The following is a 15,485-nucleotide window of genomic DNA, read 5'->3' on the forward strand; positions in this document are numbered from 1 at the left end:
GGGCTACTCGACGGACTGCTCCACCCGGGCCTGCTCCCGGCGGCCCAGGGCCCACAGCACCAGCTCGCTCGGCACGGCGCGCAGCACGCGCACGGTCCCCGTCCTGCCGCGGCCGCCGCGCACCGCGCCGTAGGACGGGGCGATGAGCACCACGGTGTCCTCCTCGTCCTTGAGCACCACCTTGGCCAGCAGGCTCAGGGACCGCCACAGGGCCTGCTCCTCGTCGTGCAGCAGCGGGCGCTCGTGCCAGTCGGGCTGGGCCCGGCGGACGTCCTCGTGGTGGACGAAGTACTCCACGGTGTTGATCCGCTTGTCCACCGGTCCGAGCCGCGCGGGCGAGTACAGCGGCGGGTGCTCCACCTTCCGCACGAGCTCCTCCCAGGGCTGGCCGGCGACGGCCTGCTCGGCGCGGCGGGCGCGCTCGCCCAGCACGGGCACCCGCGGGAGCACCTGGCCGGCGAGGACGTCCGGCCGCCCGGAGCGCACGACGAGGTGCACGGCGAGGTCGCGGGTCCTCCAGCCCTCGCACAGGGTCGGGGCGTCGGGGCCCAGTCGGCGCAGGAGCGCGGCGAGGTGCCGGCGCTCGACGTTGGCGAAATTGGTCACGTGGATCCTCCTCGTGGCGCCGCCGTCGGTCGGCGGGGCCGTCCTGGCGTCCACGCTATACCGGGTGCGGGCCCGCCAGGAACCGGCGCGGCCGGGCCGGGCTCAGCCGCGGGGGACGGGCGGTCCCAGGTACAGGAGCACCGAGGTGAGGCCCGCCACCACGACCGCGCCCGCCGCCACGGCCAGCCACGGGCTGCGGAGGGACCAGGCCTCCAGCCGCTCCGGCACGGTGGCGGGACGGTCGCCGCCGGGGGCCAGGCGCCATCCGCCGGCGAGCCGGCCCGTGCGCTCGGCGCGGCGCTCGAAGGGGATCGTGGCCCAGGGGGCGACCGCGCTGGCCAGGCCCAGGGCCCCGAAGCCCGCCGACCACCGCTGGTCCACCCAGACGAAGCAGGTCACCACGCAGTAGCCCAGGAACACGACCCCGTGCAGCATGCCGAAGACCGGCACGAAGGACTCCGAGACCCCCGTGTACTTCAGGACCATGCCGAGGATCAGCAGCGTCCAGGTCACCGCCTCCGCGAGGGCGAAGCGGCCGTAGAGTTCACGGGGTGTCATGGGTGGTGCTCTCCTGCACGTCGAGGGGCTGCTGGTCGGTGGGGGCGTCGTCGGGGACCGCCGGAGCCGCGAACTGGCTCGCGTGCAGCGCGGCGTAGGCGCCCCGGGCGGCGAGCAGGTCGTCGTGGGCGCCCCGCTCCACGATCCGGCCGTCCTCCATCACCAGGATGATATCCGCGTCGCGGACGGTGGAGAGACGGTGCGCGATGACGAACGAGGTCCGGTCGCTGCGCAGCGCGGCCATGGCCTGCTGCACGAGCACCTCGGTGCGGGTGTCCACCGAGGATGTCGCCTCGTCCAGGATCAGCAGGGAGGGGTCGGACAGGAAGGCCCGGGCGATGGTGATGAGCTGCCGCTCGCCCACGGACACGTTGCTGCCCTCCGGGTCGATCACGGTGTCGTAGCCCTCCGGCAGCGCGCGCACGAAGCGGTCCACGAGGGTCGCCCGGGCGGCCTCGAGCACCTCCTCGTCCGTGGCGTCCAGCCGTCCGTAGCGGATGTTCTCCCGGATGGTCCCGCCGAACAGCCAGGCGTCCTGCAGGACCATCCCGACCCGGGAGCGCAGCTCGGCGCGGGAGAGGTCGGTGATGTCCACGCCGTCCAGCGTGATCCGCCCGGCGTCGAGCTCGTAGAAGCGCAGCACCAGGTTCACGAGCGTCGTCTTGCCGGCGCCGGTGGGCCCCACGACGGCCACGGTCCGGCCGGGGAGCGCCTCGAAGGTCAGATCCTGGAGGAGCGGGGTTCCCGGGACGTAGGAGAAGGAGACGTGCTCGAAGCGCACCCGGCCGGGGGAGCGTGCGGGCAGGCGGGCGCGGGTAGCGTCGGCCTGCTGCTCCGGGGCGTCGAGCAGCTCGAAGGCGCGCTCCGCGGAGGCCACCCCGGACTGCAGGGTGTTGGCCATGCCCGCCATCTGGGACAGGGGCTGGGTGAACTCCCGCGAGTACTGGATGAACGCGGTCGCCGCCCCGAGGCTCAGCTGCCCGGAGGCCACGCGCAGCCCGCCGAGCACGGCGATGCCCGCGTAGGAGAGGTAGGAGATGAACTGCATGACGGGCATGATCGTGCCGGAGACGAACTGTGCCCCGAAGGCCGCCCGGTACAGCTCCTCGTTGCGCTCGTCGAAGCGCTCGGCCATCTCCTGCTCGCGGCCGAAGACCCTGATCAGCTCGTGGCCGGAGAACGAGTCCTCGATGTGCCCGTTGAGGGCGCCGGTGGCGCGCCACTGCTCCGTGAACAGGCGCTGGGCGCGCACCCCGATGAACCCGGCGGCCCCCGCGGACAGGGGGAGGGCGACGAGGGCCACGAGCGCCAGCTGCCACGACACCACGAACATCATGATCACGATGCCCACCACCGTGAGCAGGGACTGGACCAGCTGGGCGAAGGAGTGCTGCAGCGCCGTCTGGACGTTGTCGACGTCGTTGGTCACCCGCGAGAGCACGTCCCCGCGCTCACGGGTGTCGAACCACCCCAGCGGCAGCCGGTTCAGCTTGTCCTCGACCGCGCTGCGCAGGTCGTGGACCACCTGCATGACCAGGCGGTTGAGCAGCCAGCCCTGCGCCCACATCAGCAGCGAGGCCACCAGGTACATGACCAGCACCGCCGCGATCAGCCGGGCGAGCGCGGAGAAGTCGATGCCCGCCCCGGGGACGACGTCCGCGGCGGAGACCAGGTCCGCGAGGTTCTGCTCGCCCCGGTCCCGCAGGTCCTGGGCCACCTCCTCCCGTGTCGCGCCCGCGGGCATGTCCCGGCCGAGCACCCCCGTGAAGATCACGTCCATCGCCCGGCCCAGGACGAGCGGGGCCCAGACGTTGAGCGCCACGGACACGGTCCCGGCCAGGAGGACGAGCGCCAGCGCCCGCCGCTGCGGGGCGAGCAGGCCCAGCAGCCGTCCGGCGGAGGACCAGAAGTGCTGGGGCCTGCGCGGCGGGGCGGGCGCGGCCATCAGGCCACCTCCTCCGCGCGGGTCTGCGACTCGACGATCTCCCGGTAGGTGCCGGAGGAGGCCAGCAGCTCGTCGTGGGTCCCGCGCGCCGTGATCCGCCCGGCGTCCAGGACGAGGATCTGGTCCGCGTCCCGGACGGTGGACACGCGCTGGGCCACGACCAGGACGGTCGCGTCCCGGGTGGCCGGCACGAGGGCGGCGCGCAGCCGGGCGTCGGTGGCCACGTCCAGGGCGGAGAACGAGTCGTCGAAGAGGTACACCACCGGGCGGGCCACCAGCGCCCGTGCGATGCACAGCCGCTGCCGCTGCCCGCCGGAGACGTTGACGCCGCCCTGGGCGATCGGGGCCTCGAGCCCCCCGGGCATCCGGCGGACGAAGTCCTCCGCCTGCGCGGTGCGCAGCGCGGTCCAGAGCTCCTCGTCCGTCGCCCCGGCGTCCCCGAGCCGGAGGTTGGAGGCCACGGTGCCGGAGAACAGGTACGGCCGCTGCGGCACGAGGGCCACCCGGGCGGCGATCTGCTCGTGGGACAGCCGGGGCAGCGGGACGCCGTCGAGCTCCACCGTGCCCCCGGTGGGGTCCAGCAGCCGGGGGACGAGGTGCAGGAGGGTGGACTTGCCCGACCCGGTGGCGCCGACGACGGCGGTCGTCCGGCCCGGTCCGGCCCGGAAGCCCACGCCCTCCAGCACGGGCAGCTCCGCCCCGGGGTACCGGAACGTCACGTCGCGCAGCTCCACCACGCCGGTCCGGGAGGCGGGGACCACGGGCGCGGCGGGCTCCCGCAGGGAGGGCTCGGTGCGCAGGACCTCGGTGATGCGCTCGGCGCACACCATGGCGCGCGGGACCATCATCACCATGAAGGTCCCCATCATCACGGCCGTCAGGATCTGCAGGAGGTACTGCAGGAACGCGGTGAGCGAGCCGACCTGGATCTGCCCGGCCCCCACCCGCTGGCCGCCGAACCACAGCACGGCGGCGGTGGCCAGGTGCAGGATCATGGTGATGACCGGGAACATCAGCACGAACAGGGAGCCGATGCGCACCGACACGTCGGTGAGCTCCCGGTTGGCGGCCGCGAAGCGGCGGCGCTCGTGGTCCTCCCGCACGAAGGCCCGCACCACCCGGATGCCGACGATCTGCTCGCGCAGCACCGCGTTGATCCGGTCGATCCGCCCCTGCATGAGCCGGAAGAGGGGCATGAGCAGGCCCACCAGCACGCCCACCGCGATCCCGAGCACGGGCACCGACACCCACACGAGCCAGGAGAGCCCGGCGTCCTCCCGGAGGGCCATCACGATCCCGCCGGCGCACATGATGGGCGCCGCCACCATGAAGTTGAGCCCCATGAGCACGAGCATCTGGATCTGCTGGACGTCGTTGGTGCCCCGCGTGATGAGGGTGGGGGCCCCGAAGCCGTTGACCTCCCGGGAGCCGAAGGAGCCGACCTGCCGGTGCACGGCGCGGCGGAGATCGCGGCCGGTGCCCATCGCCGCCCGGGCCGCGCAGTACACCGCGGCGACGGCGGCCGCCACCTGCAGGAGCGCGACGCCGAGCATCACCTCCCCGACGCGCAGGATCAGGCCGGTGTCGCCCCGGACGACGCCCTCGTCGATGATCCGCGCGTTGAGGCTCGGCAGCAGCAGCGCGGCGATCGTGGCGACCAGCTGGAGCGCGACGACGGCCAGGACCCACGGCAGGTAGCGGCCGGTGTGCTGCCGGACGAGACGGAGAAGCATGGGCGTCCGCTCCTGGTGGCGGGACGGGCGGGGCGGACCGGGCGGTCCGTGATCCAGGCTACGCCGGGGCGCGGACACCGTGCCCCGCCCGGTCGGCCGGGGCCTCGCCGCCGATTGTGGCCTTTCGTGAAGTGGATCACCACAACCCCTGGTAAAACCACACGAACTCACATAAACTCAAGGGAACGCAAAGACAGCCCATCGTTCCCGTCCGTGAGGTGCATGCCATGTTCGCAGAAGAACGCCAGGCCGAGATCGCCGAGCTGGTGCTCACGACTCGCCGGGTCAACGGCGCGGACCTGGCACGCCGCTTCGACGTCACCATGGAGACGGTCCGGCGCGACCTCGCGGCCCTCGAGGCCGCGGGCAGGCTCCGCAGGGTGCACGGGGGCGCCGTCTCCGCGGACCAGTCGACGTCCGACGAGAAGGCCATCTCGTCCCGCAAGCACCTGAACACCCCGGAGAAGCGGCGGATCGCGCAGGCGGCGTTCGACCTCCTGCGCACCAGCGGGGCCGGGGCCGTCGTGCTCGACGCCGGCAGCACCGTCGAGGCCCTGGCCGACCTCATCGTCCGCACCGACTCCACCCTGCCGGACGGGCAGGAGCAGCTCATCATCACCCACGCCCTGCACATCGCCGCCAAGCTCGCCGACGCCTCGGGCATCGGGCTCGAGCTCGTCGGCGGGCGCGTCCGCAAGCTCACCTGGGCCGCCGCCGGCGGACGGGCCGCGGAGCACTACACCCGCCTGCGCCCGGACCTCGCGTTCGTGGGCTGCAACGGGATCCACGCCGCGTTCGGGCTGAGCACCCCGGACCCCATCGAGGCGGTCGTCAAGACCGCCATCATCCAGACCTCCCGCCGGGTCGTGGTCCTCTGCGACTCGGCCAAGCACGATCAGGAGACCCTCATGCGCTTCGCGTCGCTCGACGAGATCGACACCCTCATCACCGACCGGGCCCCCGGCCCCGAGCTGGCCGCCGCCCTCGAGGAGGCCGACGTCGAGGTGGTGATCGCGTGATCCTCACCGTCACCCTCAACCCGTCCCTCGACCGCACGGTCGAGCTCCCGGCGCCGCTGCGCCGCGGCGCCGTCCAGCGCGCCGACGGCGCCCGGCAGGACGCCGGCGGCAAGGGCGTGAACATCTCCCGGGCGCTGCGGGGGAGCGGCGTCCCGACCCTGGCCGTGCTGCCGGGCGACCCCGGCGATCCGCTGCTGGCGGAGCTCACCGCGGCCGAGGTCCCCTACGAGGCGGTCCCCGTGGGCGCCCCGATCCGCTCGAACATCACGATCACCGAGCCGGACGGCACCACCACCAAGATCAACGCCCCGGGTGCGCCGCTGGGCACCGAGCACGTCGACGCCGTCGTCGAGCTCCTGGTGCACCGCGGCGCGGACGCCTCCTGGGTGGTCCTGGCCGGCTCGCTGCCGCCCGGCGCCCCGGAGGACGTCTACGCCCGGATCGTCCGCCGGGTCCGCACGGCCCTGGGGGAGCGCTCGCCCCTGTTCGCCGTGGACACCTCCGGGGCGGCGCTGCGGGGCGCCGTGTCCGGCGACGACGCCCTGCCCGACCTCATCAAGCCCAACGGCGAGGAGCTCGCCGAGCTCGTCGGGACGGTCGACGGCGAACGGCTCGAGGCGGACCCCGACCTCGCGGCCGCCACCGCCGCCGCGCTCGTGGACCGCGGCCTGGGCGCGGTCCTCACGACCCTCGGGGCCGGCGGGGCCGTGCTCACCGTCCCGGAGGGCTCCTGGCACGCCGTCCACGCCCCCGTGGCCGTGCACTCCACCGTGGGCGCCGGCGACAGCTCGCTCTCGGGCTACCTCATCGCCCAGGAGCGCGGGGACGCGGCGCCGGAGTGCCTGCGGCAGGCCGTGGCCTCCGGGTCCGCGGCGGCCGCGCTGCCGGGCACCCGGGTCCCCACCCTCTCCGAGACCACCCCCGAGGCGGTCACCGTGCGGGAGCTCCCCGCGCGCGCCGTCTCCGGCTGAACCGAACCACTCCACCCCACCTCATCCGAACCACCCGGGCCACCGGCCCGGCCGCTCAAGGAGGACATCGTGTCCGAGCTCATCACTCCCGACCTGGTCTCGCTCGACCAGGACCTGGGAGCAGACAAGGAATCCGTCATCGGCCGGCTCGCCGCCCTGGTGCAGCGCACCGGCCGCGCCGAGCAGCTCGACGGGCTGCTGGCGGACGCCATCGCCCGCGAGAACAAGACCGCCACCGGCATCCCCGGCGGCATCGCGATCCCGCACTGCCGCTCCGCCGCCGTGACCGAGCCGACCCTGGTCATGGCCCGGCTCGCGCAGGGCGTCCCCTGGGGCGCCAAGGACGGCCCCGCCGACATCGTCTTCTTCATCGCGGCGCCCGAGGGCGCCGACCAGACGCACCTGAAGCTGCTGGCCAAGCTCGCCCGCTCGCTGATGAAGAAGGACTTCGTGGCCGCCCTGCGCGCCGCGCGGTCCGAGCAGGAGGTCGTCCGGATCGTCGACGACGCGCTGGGGCTCGGCGGGACCGCCGAGGGCGCCTCCGCGACCGGCCCGGCGACCGCCGGTGCCACGTCCGCCGCCGCGGTGCCCGCCTCGGTCGACGCCCGGGCCGCGGACGGGGGCGCCGCGCCGGCGTCCGCCGCCCCGGCCGCGGGCGACGCCGGCCCGCACGCCGGCAAGAAGATCGTGGCCGTCACGGCCTGCCCCACCGGCATCGCCCACACCTACATGGCGGCGGACGGGCTGACCTACGCCGCCGAGGACATGGGGGTCGACCTCCAGGTCGAGACCCAGGGCTCCGCCGGCTTCACCAAGCTGGACCCCGCCACGATCGCCGCGGCGGACGCGGTGATCTTCGCGACCGACGTCGACGTCCGGGACCGCGCCCGGTTCGCCGGCAAGCCCTTCGTCGCCTCGCCGGTCAAGCGCGGCATCGACGAGCCGAAGGTCATGATCGAGGAGGCCCTCGCCAACGCCGGGAACCCGAACGCCCCGCGCGTGCAGGGCGGGGCCGGCGGGGACGCCGACCAGGGCGCCACCGGCGGCGCGAACGAGGGCTGGGGGACCCGCATCCGCAAGGCCGTGATGACCGGTGTCAGCTACATGATCCCGTTCGTGGCCGCGGGCGGGCTGCTCATGGCCTTCGGCTTCATGGTGGCCGGGGCGGACATCGCCAACATCGCCGACGACGTGCTGACCGGCTCCACCATCTGGAACCTCGGCGAGTTCACCCTCGCCCAGTACATCGGCGCGGTCCTGTTCAAGATGGGCAACCTGGCCATGAGCCTGCTGGTGCCCGCACTGGCCGGCTACATCGCCTACGGCCTGAGCGACCGTCCCGGCATCGCCCCGGGCTTCGCGGCCGGCCTGGTCGCGAATTTCATGGGCGCCGGGTTCCTCGGCGGCATCGTCGGCGGTCTGCTGGCCGGTCTCGCCGCCTACTGGCTGGCGCAGCCCCGGCTGCCCCGCTGGCTGGGTTCGCTGATGCCCGTGGTGATCATCCCGCTGCTCGCCACGATCTTCGCCGCGGGTCTGCTGCTGCTGGTCCTGGGCGGGCCGATCGCCACCTTCATGGCGTGGCTGACCGAGGTCCTCAACGGCATGACCGGTGCCAGTGCGCTGGCGCTCGGCGCGATCCTCGGCCTGATGATGGGCTCGGACCTGGGCGGGCCGATCAACAAGGTCGCCTACACGTTCGCCGCCGCAGGCCTCGGGGCCGCGACCGTCGCCAACACCGCCCCGCAGGAGATCATGGCCGCGGTCATCGCCGCCGGCATGGTGCCCCCGCTGGCCATGGCCCTCGCCTCGACGGTGGCCAAGCGCTACTTCACGGTGGCCGAGCGGGAGAACGGCAAGGCCGCGTGGCTGCTGGGAGCCTCCTTCATCTCCGAGGGCGCCATCCCGTTCGCCGCGGCCGACCCGCTGCGCGTGCTCCCCGCATCCATGGTCGGCGGCGCCGTGACCGGCGCGATCAGCATGGCCACGGGCGTCACCTCCGCCGCGCCGCACGGCGGGGTGTGGATCCTGCCGGTGATCGGCAACCCGCTGATGTTCCTGCTCGCGGTGGTTGTCGGTACCGTGGTCACAGCAGGCATCGTCGTCGCCCTCAAGCACGTGGGCGGTGCGCACGGCCGGGTGGCCGACGCCACCCGCTCGCGCGAGGACGCCGCCGCTGTGCCGACCACCGCCTGAGCGGTGCGCACTGGCCCCGCCCGGGGCCCGTGCGCACCGATCCGAGCCTTCTCGAGGAAGAGGAACACGATGCAGACACTGACAGGCGTGGGGGTGTGCGCGGGCCGCGTCATCGGCGAGCTCGTGAGCATGCCGGAGCCGGTCTCCGAGCCGGCCGCGGGGCTGATGCTGCGGGACGAGGAGCCCGAGGCGGCGGTGGCCCGGCTGCACACGGCCGCCGCCGCGGTCAAGGCCGAGCTCAAGCGCCGCGCCGAGGTGGCGACCGAGAAGGACGCCGCGGACGTGCTCAAGTCCACCGCGCTCATGGCGGGGGACAAGGCACTGCTGAAGAACGCCGCGAAGCTCGTCAACGGCAAGGGGCTCGCCCCCGAGCGCGCCCTGTGGGAGGCCGCGAGCGACTACGCGGACCAGATGCGCGCCCTGGGCGGGTACATGGCCGAGCGCGCCGCGGACATCGAGGACGTCCGGGCGCGGCTCGTGTCCCAGCTCCAGGGGCTGCCCATGCCGGGCGTGCCGCAGCGGGACGTCCCGTTCGTGCTGACCGCCGAGGACCTCGCGCCCGCCGACACGGCGACCCTGGACCCCGAGATGGTCCTGGCCCTCGTCACCTCCGGCGGCGGCCCGCAGTCCCACACGGCCATCCTGGCCCGCAACCTCGGGCTCCCCGCGGTCGTGGCGGCCCGGGGCGTCGAGGCGCTCGCCGACGGCACCCGCGTGTTCGTGGACGGCGCCACCGGTGAGATCCGCACCGAGCCCGGCGCGGACGAGCAGGAGCTCGTGGAGGCCTGGGTGCGCAGCGCCGCGGCGCGCGAGGCCTTCGACGGCCGCGGCGTGCTCTCGGACGGCACCGAGATCCCGCTGCTGGCCAACGTGGGCACCCCCGAGGACGCCCGCACGGCGGCCGCGGCCGGGGCCCAGGGCGTGGGACTGCTGCGCACCGAGTTCTGCTTCCTGGGCCGGGACAAGGAGCCCTCGGTCGAGGAGCAGGTGGAGCAGTACACCGCGATCCTCGAGTCCTTCGCCGGCAAGAAGGTCGTGGTCCGCACGCTCGACGCCGGGGCGGACAAGCCGCTGCCCTTCCTCACCGACACCGCCGAGCCGAACCCCGCGCTCGGGGTCCGGGGCTACCGCACGGACCGCTCCGTGCCGGGCGTGCTCGCCCGGCAGCTCGAGGCGATCGCGCTGGCGGAGAAGGCCACGGACGCGGACGTGTGGGTCATGGCGCCGATGATCGCCACGCCCTCCGAGGCCCGGGACTTCGCCGTGATGGCGACGGCCGCAGGCCTGCGGGTGCCCGGGGTCATGGTCGAGACGCCGTCCGCGGCCGTCACCGCCGACCAGATCCTGCGCCACGTCAAGTTCGTGTCCCTGGGCACCAACGACCTGACCCAGTACACGATGGCCGCCGACCGGATGATGGGCTCCCTCGCGGAGCTCAACAACCCGTGGCAGCCCGCCGTGCTGCGCATGATCCGGTACACCGTGGAGGGCGCCCGCCGGGCCGAGTCCGAGGGCGCCGGCCCGCGCAACGTGGGCGTCTGCGGCGAGGCCGCGGCCGACCCCGCGCTCGCCGTGGTGCTCGTGGGCCTCGGGGTGCACACCCTGTCCATGAGCCCCCGCGGACTGGCCGCGGTCGCCGCCGTGCTGCGCAGCGTCGACCTCGCCACCGCCCAGGCCCTCGCCGAGGTCGCGATCGAGCAGCCCAGCGCGGAGGAGGCCGCCGCCGCCGTGCGGACCGAGCTCAGCGTGCTCGCCGAGCTCGGCCTCTGACCCACCGACCGCACCGTTTCCGCACCACCCCAACCACCGGGGCCCGTCACCCAGGGCCCCGCAACCCGAAGGAGCACCACCATGGCAGAACGCACCGCCACCATCGCCTCGTCCGTCGGCCTGCACGCCCGTCCGGCCGCGATCTTCGCCGAGGCCGCCGGGGAGTACGACCTCGACATCACGATCGCCGCCGAGGGCGAGCCCGAGGACGAGGCGATGGACGCCTCGAGCGTGCTGTCCCTCATGTCCCTCGGCGCCGGCCAGGGGGACAAGGTCGTCCTCCGCGCCGAGGGCGCGGGCGCCGACGACGCGCTCGACGCGCTCGTGCAGATCCTCGAGACGGACCACGACGCCGAGTAGGACCCCGCCGCACCGTCCAGCCACGGCGCCCGCCCACCGCACGGTGAGCGGGCGCCGTCGCGCGTGCCGACCCGCCGCACCGACCTCTCACGTGCCCCGACTACGGTGGAGGGGACGCCCGCACACTCCGATGGAGGACCGATGACCGCCGCTCGACCACCGCTCGACCACCGCCGCCGGGAGCCGGAGCGCGCCGCGCAGGCCCCGCGGCGGGCCCTCGTCGTGGGCACGGGCCGGGACCGGGGGGCCCTCGCGGCGGCGCGCGCCCTCGAACGGGCGGGCTGGCACGTGGGCGTCGGCACCCCCGACGGACCGGGCATGCTCGGCGCCACGCGGGCGGCCGCGACCTGCCACGAGGTGCCCCGCCCGCGCGGGGACGGCGCCCGCTTCATCGACGGCGTCCGCCGGGCGGTCGCGGAGGGGTCCTACGACGTCGTCTTCGGCGCCGGCGACGACTGGATGGCCGCGGTCTCGGCCTACCGTCAGCACCTCCCGGCGGCGGTGGCGCACCCGGGCCCGGACGTGGTCGCGGAGGCCCTCGACAAGGTCGGGCTCGCGGACCGGGCGGCCCGGGCGGGCCTCGCTGCCCCCCGGACGCTGGCGGCCACGGACGAGGCGCTCGCCGCCTGGGACGGCCCGGTCGTCGTCAAGTGCCGGGCGCACTGGGCGCCAGGGCAGACCCGGCCCCACCGCATCGAGGCCAAGCTCTTCCCGGACGCCCCCGCCGCCGCCGGACAGGTGCGGCGGATCCGCGAGGCCGGTGCCGAACCGGTGCTGCAGGTGCCCGTGCGCGGCACCCTCGGGGCCCTCATCGGGGTCCACCACGACGGTCGCCTGCGCGGCCGGGTGCAGCAGACCACCTCCCGGCTGTGGCCCACGCCCAACGGCGTCTCGGCCCGTGCGGAGACGGTGCCCGTCGACGAGGAGCTCGCGGCGCGCGCCGAGGTGCTGCTGCGCGACCTGGGCTGGTGGGGCCTCGTGGAGCTGCAGTTCCTCACCGGGGACGACGGCGTCCCGCAGCTCATCGACCTCAACGGCCGCTTCTTCGGCTCGATGGCCCTGGCCGAGGCCGCCCGCCCCGGGCTGGCCGACGCGTGGGGCCGGCTGGTGCTCGGCGCGCCCGTGCCGGAGCTGCCGGACGCCCGCCCCGGGGTCCGCTACGCCTGGCTCGCCGGGGACCTGCGACGGGCCTCCGTGGAGCGCCGCGGCGGTCTGGCCGCGGACGTCGCCGACACCCTCCGCTGGGGCCGCGGCGCCCAGCACAGTGTGTGGGACCTGCGCGATCCCGGGCCCACGTGGCACCTGGCCACCTGGCGGCTCAGGAACGGCGCCCGCTCCGGGTAGGGCGGCGCCGCGTCAGCGCCGGCGCAGCGTCCGCAGCGTCTCGCCCACGAGCAGGCGCTCGGGAGCCCGCAGCACGACGAGCCCGAGCAGGTACGTCCCGCCCACCACGGCGGCGCAGAGCGCCGCGAGCACGAACGAGGGCAGCTCCGTCAGCGCCTCCCGCGCCCCCAGCCCTGCGGCGCCGGCGACGGCCGCCAGCACGAGCGCCCGCGCCACCAGGGCCGTCGTCGCCCTGGCGTCCAGCCCGGCGTGCCGCCGGTGCAGCAGCCACGCGTTGAGCAGCGCCGCCACGACCAGGGACGCGGTCGTGGCCGCGGCGATGCCGGCGAGGCCCAGCACCGGGGCCAGCAGGACGTCGCCGACCACGTTGACGACCATCGCCAGCACCGCCACGACCACCGGCCCGCGGGAGTCGCCGATGGCGTAGGACGCGCGGACCACCACCTGGCGGAAGCCGAGCGCGAGCAGCGCCGGCGCGTACCAGGCGACCGCGGTGGCCGTCGCCGCGACGTCCCCGTCGTCGAACGCGCCGTGCCCGAAGGCCGTGGCGACGAGGGGTCCGGCCGCGACCACGAACACCGCGCACACCGGGGCGAGCACGGTGACGACCACGGACAGCCCTCGGTCGACGAGCCGGCGCAGCTCGGGCCGGTCGTCCGCGGAGGCGCCCAGGGCCGGGTACAGGGGGACGAGCAGGGCCGCGATGACGACGGTCTCCGGCAGGTCGACCAGGCGCCAGCCGTAGGTCAGCGCCGTGATCGTGCCGTCCTCGAGGGTGGAGCCCACCGCCCGGTCGACGAGGGTGTTGATGTTGACCACGGCGTTGCCCACCAGCATGGGCGGCACGAGCCGGGCGATCTCCCGGAAGCCCGGGTCCCGCAGGTCCCACCGGGGCCGGAGCCGGGCGCCGAGCGCCCGCACGGGGGGCACCTGCATCAGCAGCCGCGCCGCCGAGCCCACCACGTAGCCCACGGCGAGCGCCGAGACGCCGTAGCGGGGCCCGAACAGACCTGCCGCGGCGATCATGACGAGGTTGAACGGGACGCCCTGCAGGGAGGACCACGCGAAGCGGCCGTGGGCCTGGACGAGCGAGGCCAGCAGGTCCGTGCCGGCCACGAGCACCGTCGCGACGAGGACGATCCGGGTGAGCGAGGCGGCCGTGGCGGTCTGGGCGTCGTCGAACCCGGGGGCGAGCAGGGCCGTCACCGGTTCCGCGAGCAGCCCCGTCACCACGGCGGCCAGGCCGAGGACGACCACGGTGACGGTGAGGGAGACCTCGAAGCCGCGGTGGCCGCGGCACCCCGTGCCGTCGGCGCGCTCCCGGGCGGCCTCCCGCGAGGTCACGGGGGTGACGGAGCGCGCCATCGCCCAGGCGATCAGGCCGAGGACGACGTTCAGCACGCCCTGGGCCACCAGCCACGCGTCGAGCTCGGCGCCCGCGCCGAAGACGGCGCCGACGACGACGTCCCGGGCGAAGCCCAGCACGGTGGAGACGGCGGTCAGGCCGGTCACGAGGACCGCGGCGCGGGCGATGCTCCAGCGCCCGCCCGGTCCACCCACGGCTCCCGCCACCTCCCTGGTCCGGACCGCGCCGGGGATCGGAGCGGACCTGCCGGTGCGCGCCGCGGACCTGCCGGTGCGAACCGCCTGAACAGAATACACAGCGCGGCACCCGGTGCCGCCCCCGGCCCCGTCCCGGGCCTGCCGCGGGGACGGGAACGGGGGCGCGGCGCCCGACCGGCACGGCTCAGAGGCCCCTCAGGCCCGCGCGGTTAGACTGACCGGGGCCGGCCCCCGCCGGCGCACCGGCCCGCCGGCCACCCCCGGCCGGCCGGCCCCGACGACCCCGACGATTGAGAGAGCCTTGCGAGAGTTCACCGCACGCTTCGCCACCGCCCAGGAGATCGAGGCCTGGGACACCCACGTCACGGCGAACCCGCACGGCGGCAATCTGCTGCAGTCGGCGTCCTTCGCGGACGTCAAGGCGGACCACGGCTGGCGGCCCCTGCACCTCGTGCACGAGCCCGCCGACGGCGGACAGGCGTGCTACAACCTCGTCCTCGAGAAGGCGGTGCCCGCCCTCGGCAAGCTCTGGTACATGATCAAGGGCCCGGACGTCGCCTCCGTCGACGACATCCCCGGGATCGCCGCGGCCAGTGCCCGGCTCGTGGCCGAGCAGCGGCTGAACGTCTTCGCGATCAAGATCGAGCCGGACGTCCTGGACTCCGACTACGCCCGCGGCGTGCTCGCGCGGGCCGGGCTGAAGAAGTCCTTCAACATCCAGCCCAACGACTCCACGGCGGTCCTCGACACCGACCGGGACGAGGAGACCGTGCTGAAGTCGCTGCACTCCCGCGGGCGCAACGCCGTCCGGCGGGCCCTGCGCGAGGGCTGCACCGTCGAACGCGTCGAGCTGACCGAGCAGAACATGCGCCGGATGTACGCGCTCATGGACACCGTGGGGCAGGGGGACGCGAACGTGAACCTGCGCTCCTACGAGTACTACGCGAAGTTCTGGACGGCGTTCGAGCAGGCCGGCCAGGGGCGGCTGTACTTCACCTACGAGGACGGCGAGCCCTCGGTGGGCGCCTACGTCATCGCCTACGGCACCAAGGGCACCTACAAGGACGGCGGCTCGAAGCCCCGGCGCCGCCAGTACGGTGACTCCCACCTGCTGCAGTGGACCGCGATCACGGACCTCATGCGGGAGCACGGGATCGTCGAGTACGACTTCTGCGGCACCCCGCCGAGCGACCAGCTCAAGAACAAGGAGCACCCCTACTACGGTCTGGGGCTGTTCAAGACGAGCTTCACCAAGACCGTGGTCGACTTCGTGGGCGTCCACGACCAGGTCCTGAGCCCCGCCAAGTACGCGGTGTGGACCAACGTGGCCGAGAAGGTCCAGCGCCAGCTGTGGGTCCGCCGCACGGGCCAGCCCTTCTACTGATCCGACCCCGACCCCGACCCCGACCCCGACCCCGACCGC

Annotated in this window: 12 protein-coding genes; 7 read left to right on the plus strand and 5 right to left on the minus strand. The window is 74.6% G+C overall.

Annotated elements, in window-relative coordinates; all coding sequences use genetic code 11:
- Positions 1 to 3: 3 nt before the first annotated feature.
- The 4 genes from CK505_RS08640 to CK505_RS08655 form a co-directional block, all read right to left on the minus strand.
- On the minus strand, positions 4 to 606 hold the full coding sequence (locus tag CK505_RS08640) for a TIGR03085 family metal-binding protein (protein WP_017832772.1): 603 nt from the start codon (positions 604 to 606) through the stop codon (positions 4 to 6).
- Positions 607 to 708: 102 nt separating this feature from the next.
- Positions 709 to 1,164 carry a DUF3817 domain-containing protein gene (locus tag CK505_RS08645; protein ID WP_095650822.1) on the minus strand — a complete coding sequence of 152 codons (456 nt, stop codon included), beginning with the start codon at positions 1,162 to 1,164 and terminating at the stop codon, positions 709 to 711.
- On the minus strand, positions 1,151 to 3,109 hold the full coding sequence (locus CK505_RS08650; protein ID WP_017832770.1) for an ABC transporter ATP-binding protein: 1,959 nt from the start codon (positions 3,107 to 3,109) through the stop codon (positions 1,151 to 1,153). The genes CK505_RS08645 and CK505_RS08650 overlap by 14 nt, the downstream gene beginning before the upstream one ends.
- Positions 3,109 to 4,842 carry an ABC transporter ATP-binding protein gene (locus CK505_RS08655; protein ID WP_095650823.1) on the minus strand — a complete coding sequence of 578 codons (1,734 nt, stop codon included), beginning with the start codon at positions 4,840 to 4,842 and terminating at the stop codon, positions 3,109 to 3,111. Before CK505_RS08655 ends, CK505_RS08650 begins: the two co-directional genes overlap by 1 nt.
- 227 nt (positions 4,843 to 5,069) lie before the next feature.
- On the opposite strand from CK505_RS08655, the gene CK505_RS08660 reads away from it, so the two are divergent.
- The 6 genes from CK505_RS08660 to CK505_RS08685 all read left to right on the plus strand — a co-directional run bounded on the left by CK505_RS08660 (position 5,070) and on the right by CK505_RS08685 (position 12,499).
- Positions 5,070 to 5,861 carry a DeoR/GlpR family DNA-binding transcription regulator gene (locus CK505_RS08660; RefSeq protein WP_017832768.1) on the plus strand — a complete coding sequence of 264 codons (792 nt, stop codon included), beginning with the start codon at positions 5,070 to 5,072 and terminating at the stop codon, positions 5,859 to 5,861.
- A complete protein-coding gene (locus CK505_RS08665; RefSeq protein ID WP_095650824.1) occupies positions 5,858 to 6,832 on the plus strand; it encodes a 1-phosphofructokinase family hexose kinase in 975 nt (324 codons plus the stop codon). The genes CK505_RS08660 and CK505_RS08665 overlap by 4 nt, the downstream gene beginning before the upstream one ends.
- Before the next feature lie 69 nt (positions 6,833 to 6,901).
- A complete protein-coding gene (locus tag CK505_RS08670; RefSeq protein ID WP_095650825.1) occupies positions 6,902 to 9,025 on the plus strand; it encodes a fructose-specific PTS transporter subunit EIIC in 2,124 nt (707 codons plus the stop codon).
- A 69-nt stretch (positions 9,026 to 9,094) separates the two neighbouring features.
- Positions 9,095 to 10,795 carry a phosphoenolpyruvate--protein phosphotransferase gene (gene ptsP / locus CK505_RS08675; protein ID WP_031282639.1) on the plus strand — a complete coding sequence of 567 codons (1,701 nt, stop codon included), beginning with the start codon at positions 9,095 to 9,097 and terminating at the stop codon, positions 10,793 to 10,795.
- A gap of 81 nt (positions 10,796 to 10,876) precedes the next feature.
- On the plus strand, positions 10,877 to 11,155 hold the full coding sequence (locus CK505_RS08680; RefSeq protein ID WP_017832764.1) for an HPr family phosphocarrier protein: 279 nt from the start codon (positions 10,877 to 10,879) through the stop codon (positions 11,153 to 11,155).
- A gap of 141 nt (positions 11,156 to 11,296) precedes the next feature.
- Entirely contained in the window at positions 11,297 to 12,499 is a 1,203-nt protein-coding gene (locus CK505_RS08685) for a hypothetical protein (RefSeq protein ID WP_095650826.1), read from the plus strand.
- A gap of 12 nt (positions 12,500 to 12,511) precedes the next feature.
- On the opposite strand, the gene murJ is transcribed toward CK505_RS08685, so the two are convergent.
- Positions 12,512 to 14,059, minus strand: coding sequence for a murein biosynthesis integral membrane protein MurJ (murJ, locus tag CK505_RS08690; RefSeq protein ID WP_095650827.1), 1,548 nt, complete (start codon positions 14,057 to 14,059; stop codon positions 12,512 to 12,514).
- A 304-nt stretch (positions 14,060 to 14,363) separates the two neighbouring features.
- Here murJ and CK505_RS08695 point away from each other — a divergent pair, with 304 nt between their 5' ends.
- Complete coding sequence (locus CK505_RS08695; RefSeq protein ID WP_095650828.1) at positions 14,364 to 15,446, plus strand: peptidoglycan bridge formation glycyltransferase FemA/FemB family protein; 1,083 nt, start codon at positions 14,364 to 14,366, stop codon at positions 15,444 to 15,446.
- Positions 15,447 to 15,485 lie beyond the last annotated feature (39 nt).

Source organism: Kocuria sp. WN036 (assembly GCF_002287015.1).
GTDB lineage: Bacteria > Actinomycetota > Actinomycetes > Actinomycetales > Micrococcaceae > Kocuria > Kocuria rosea.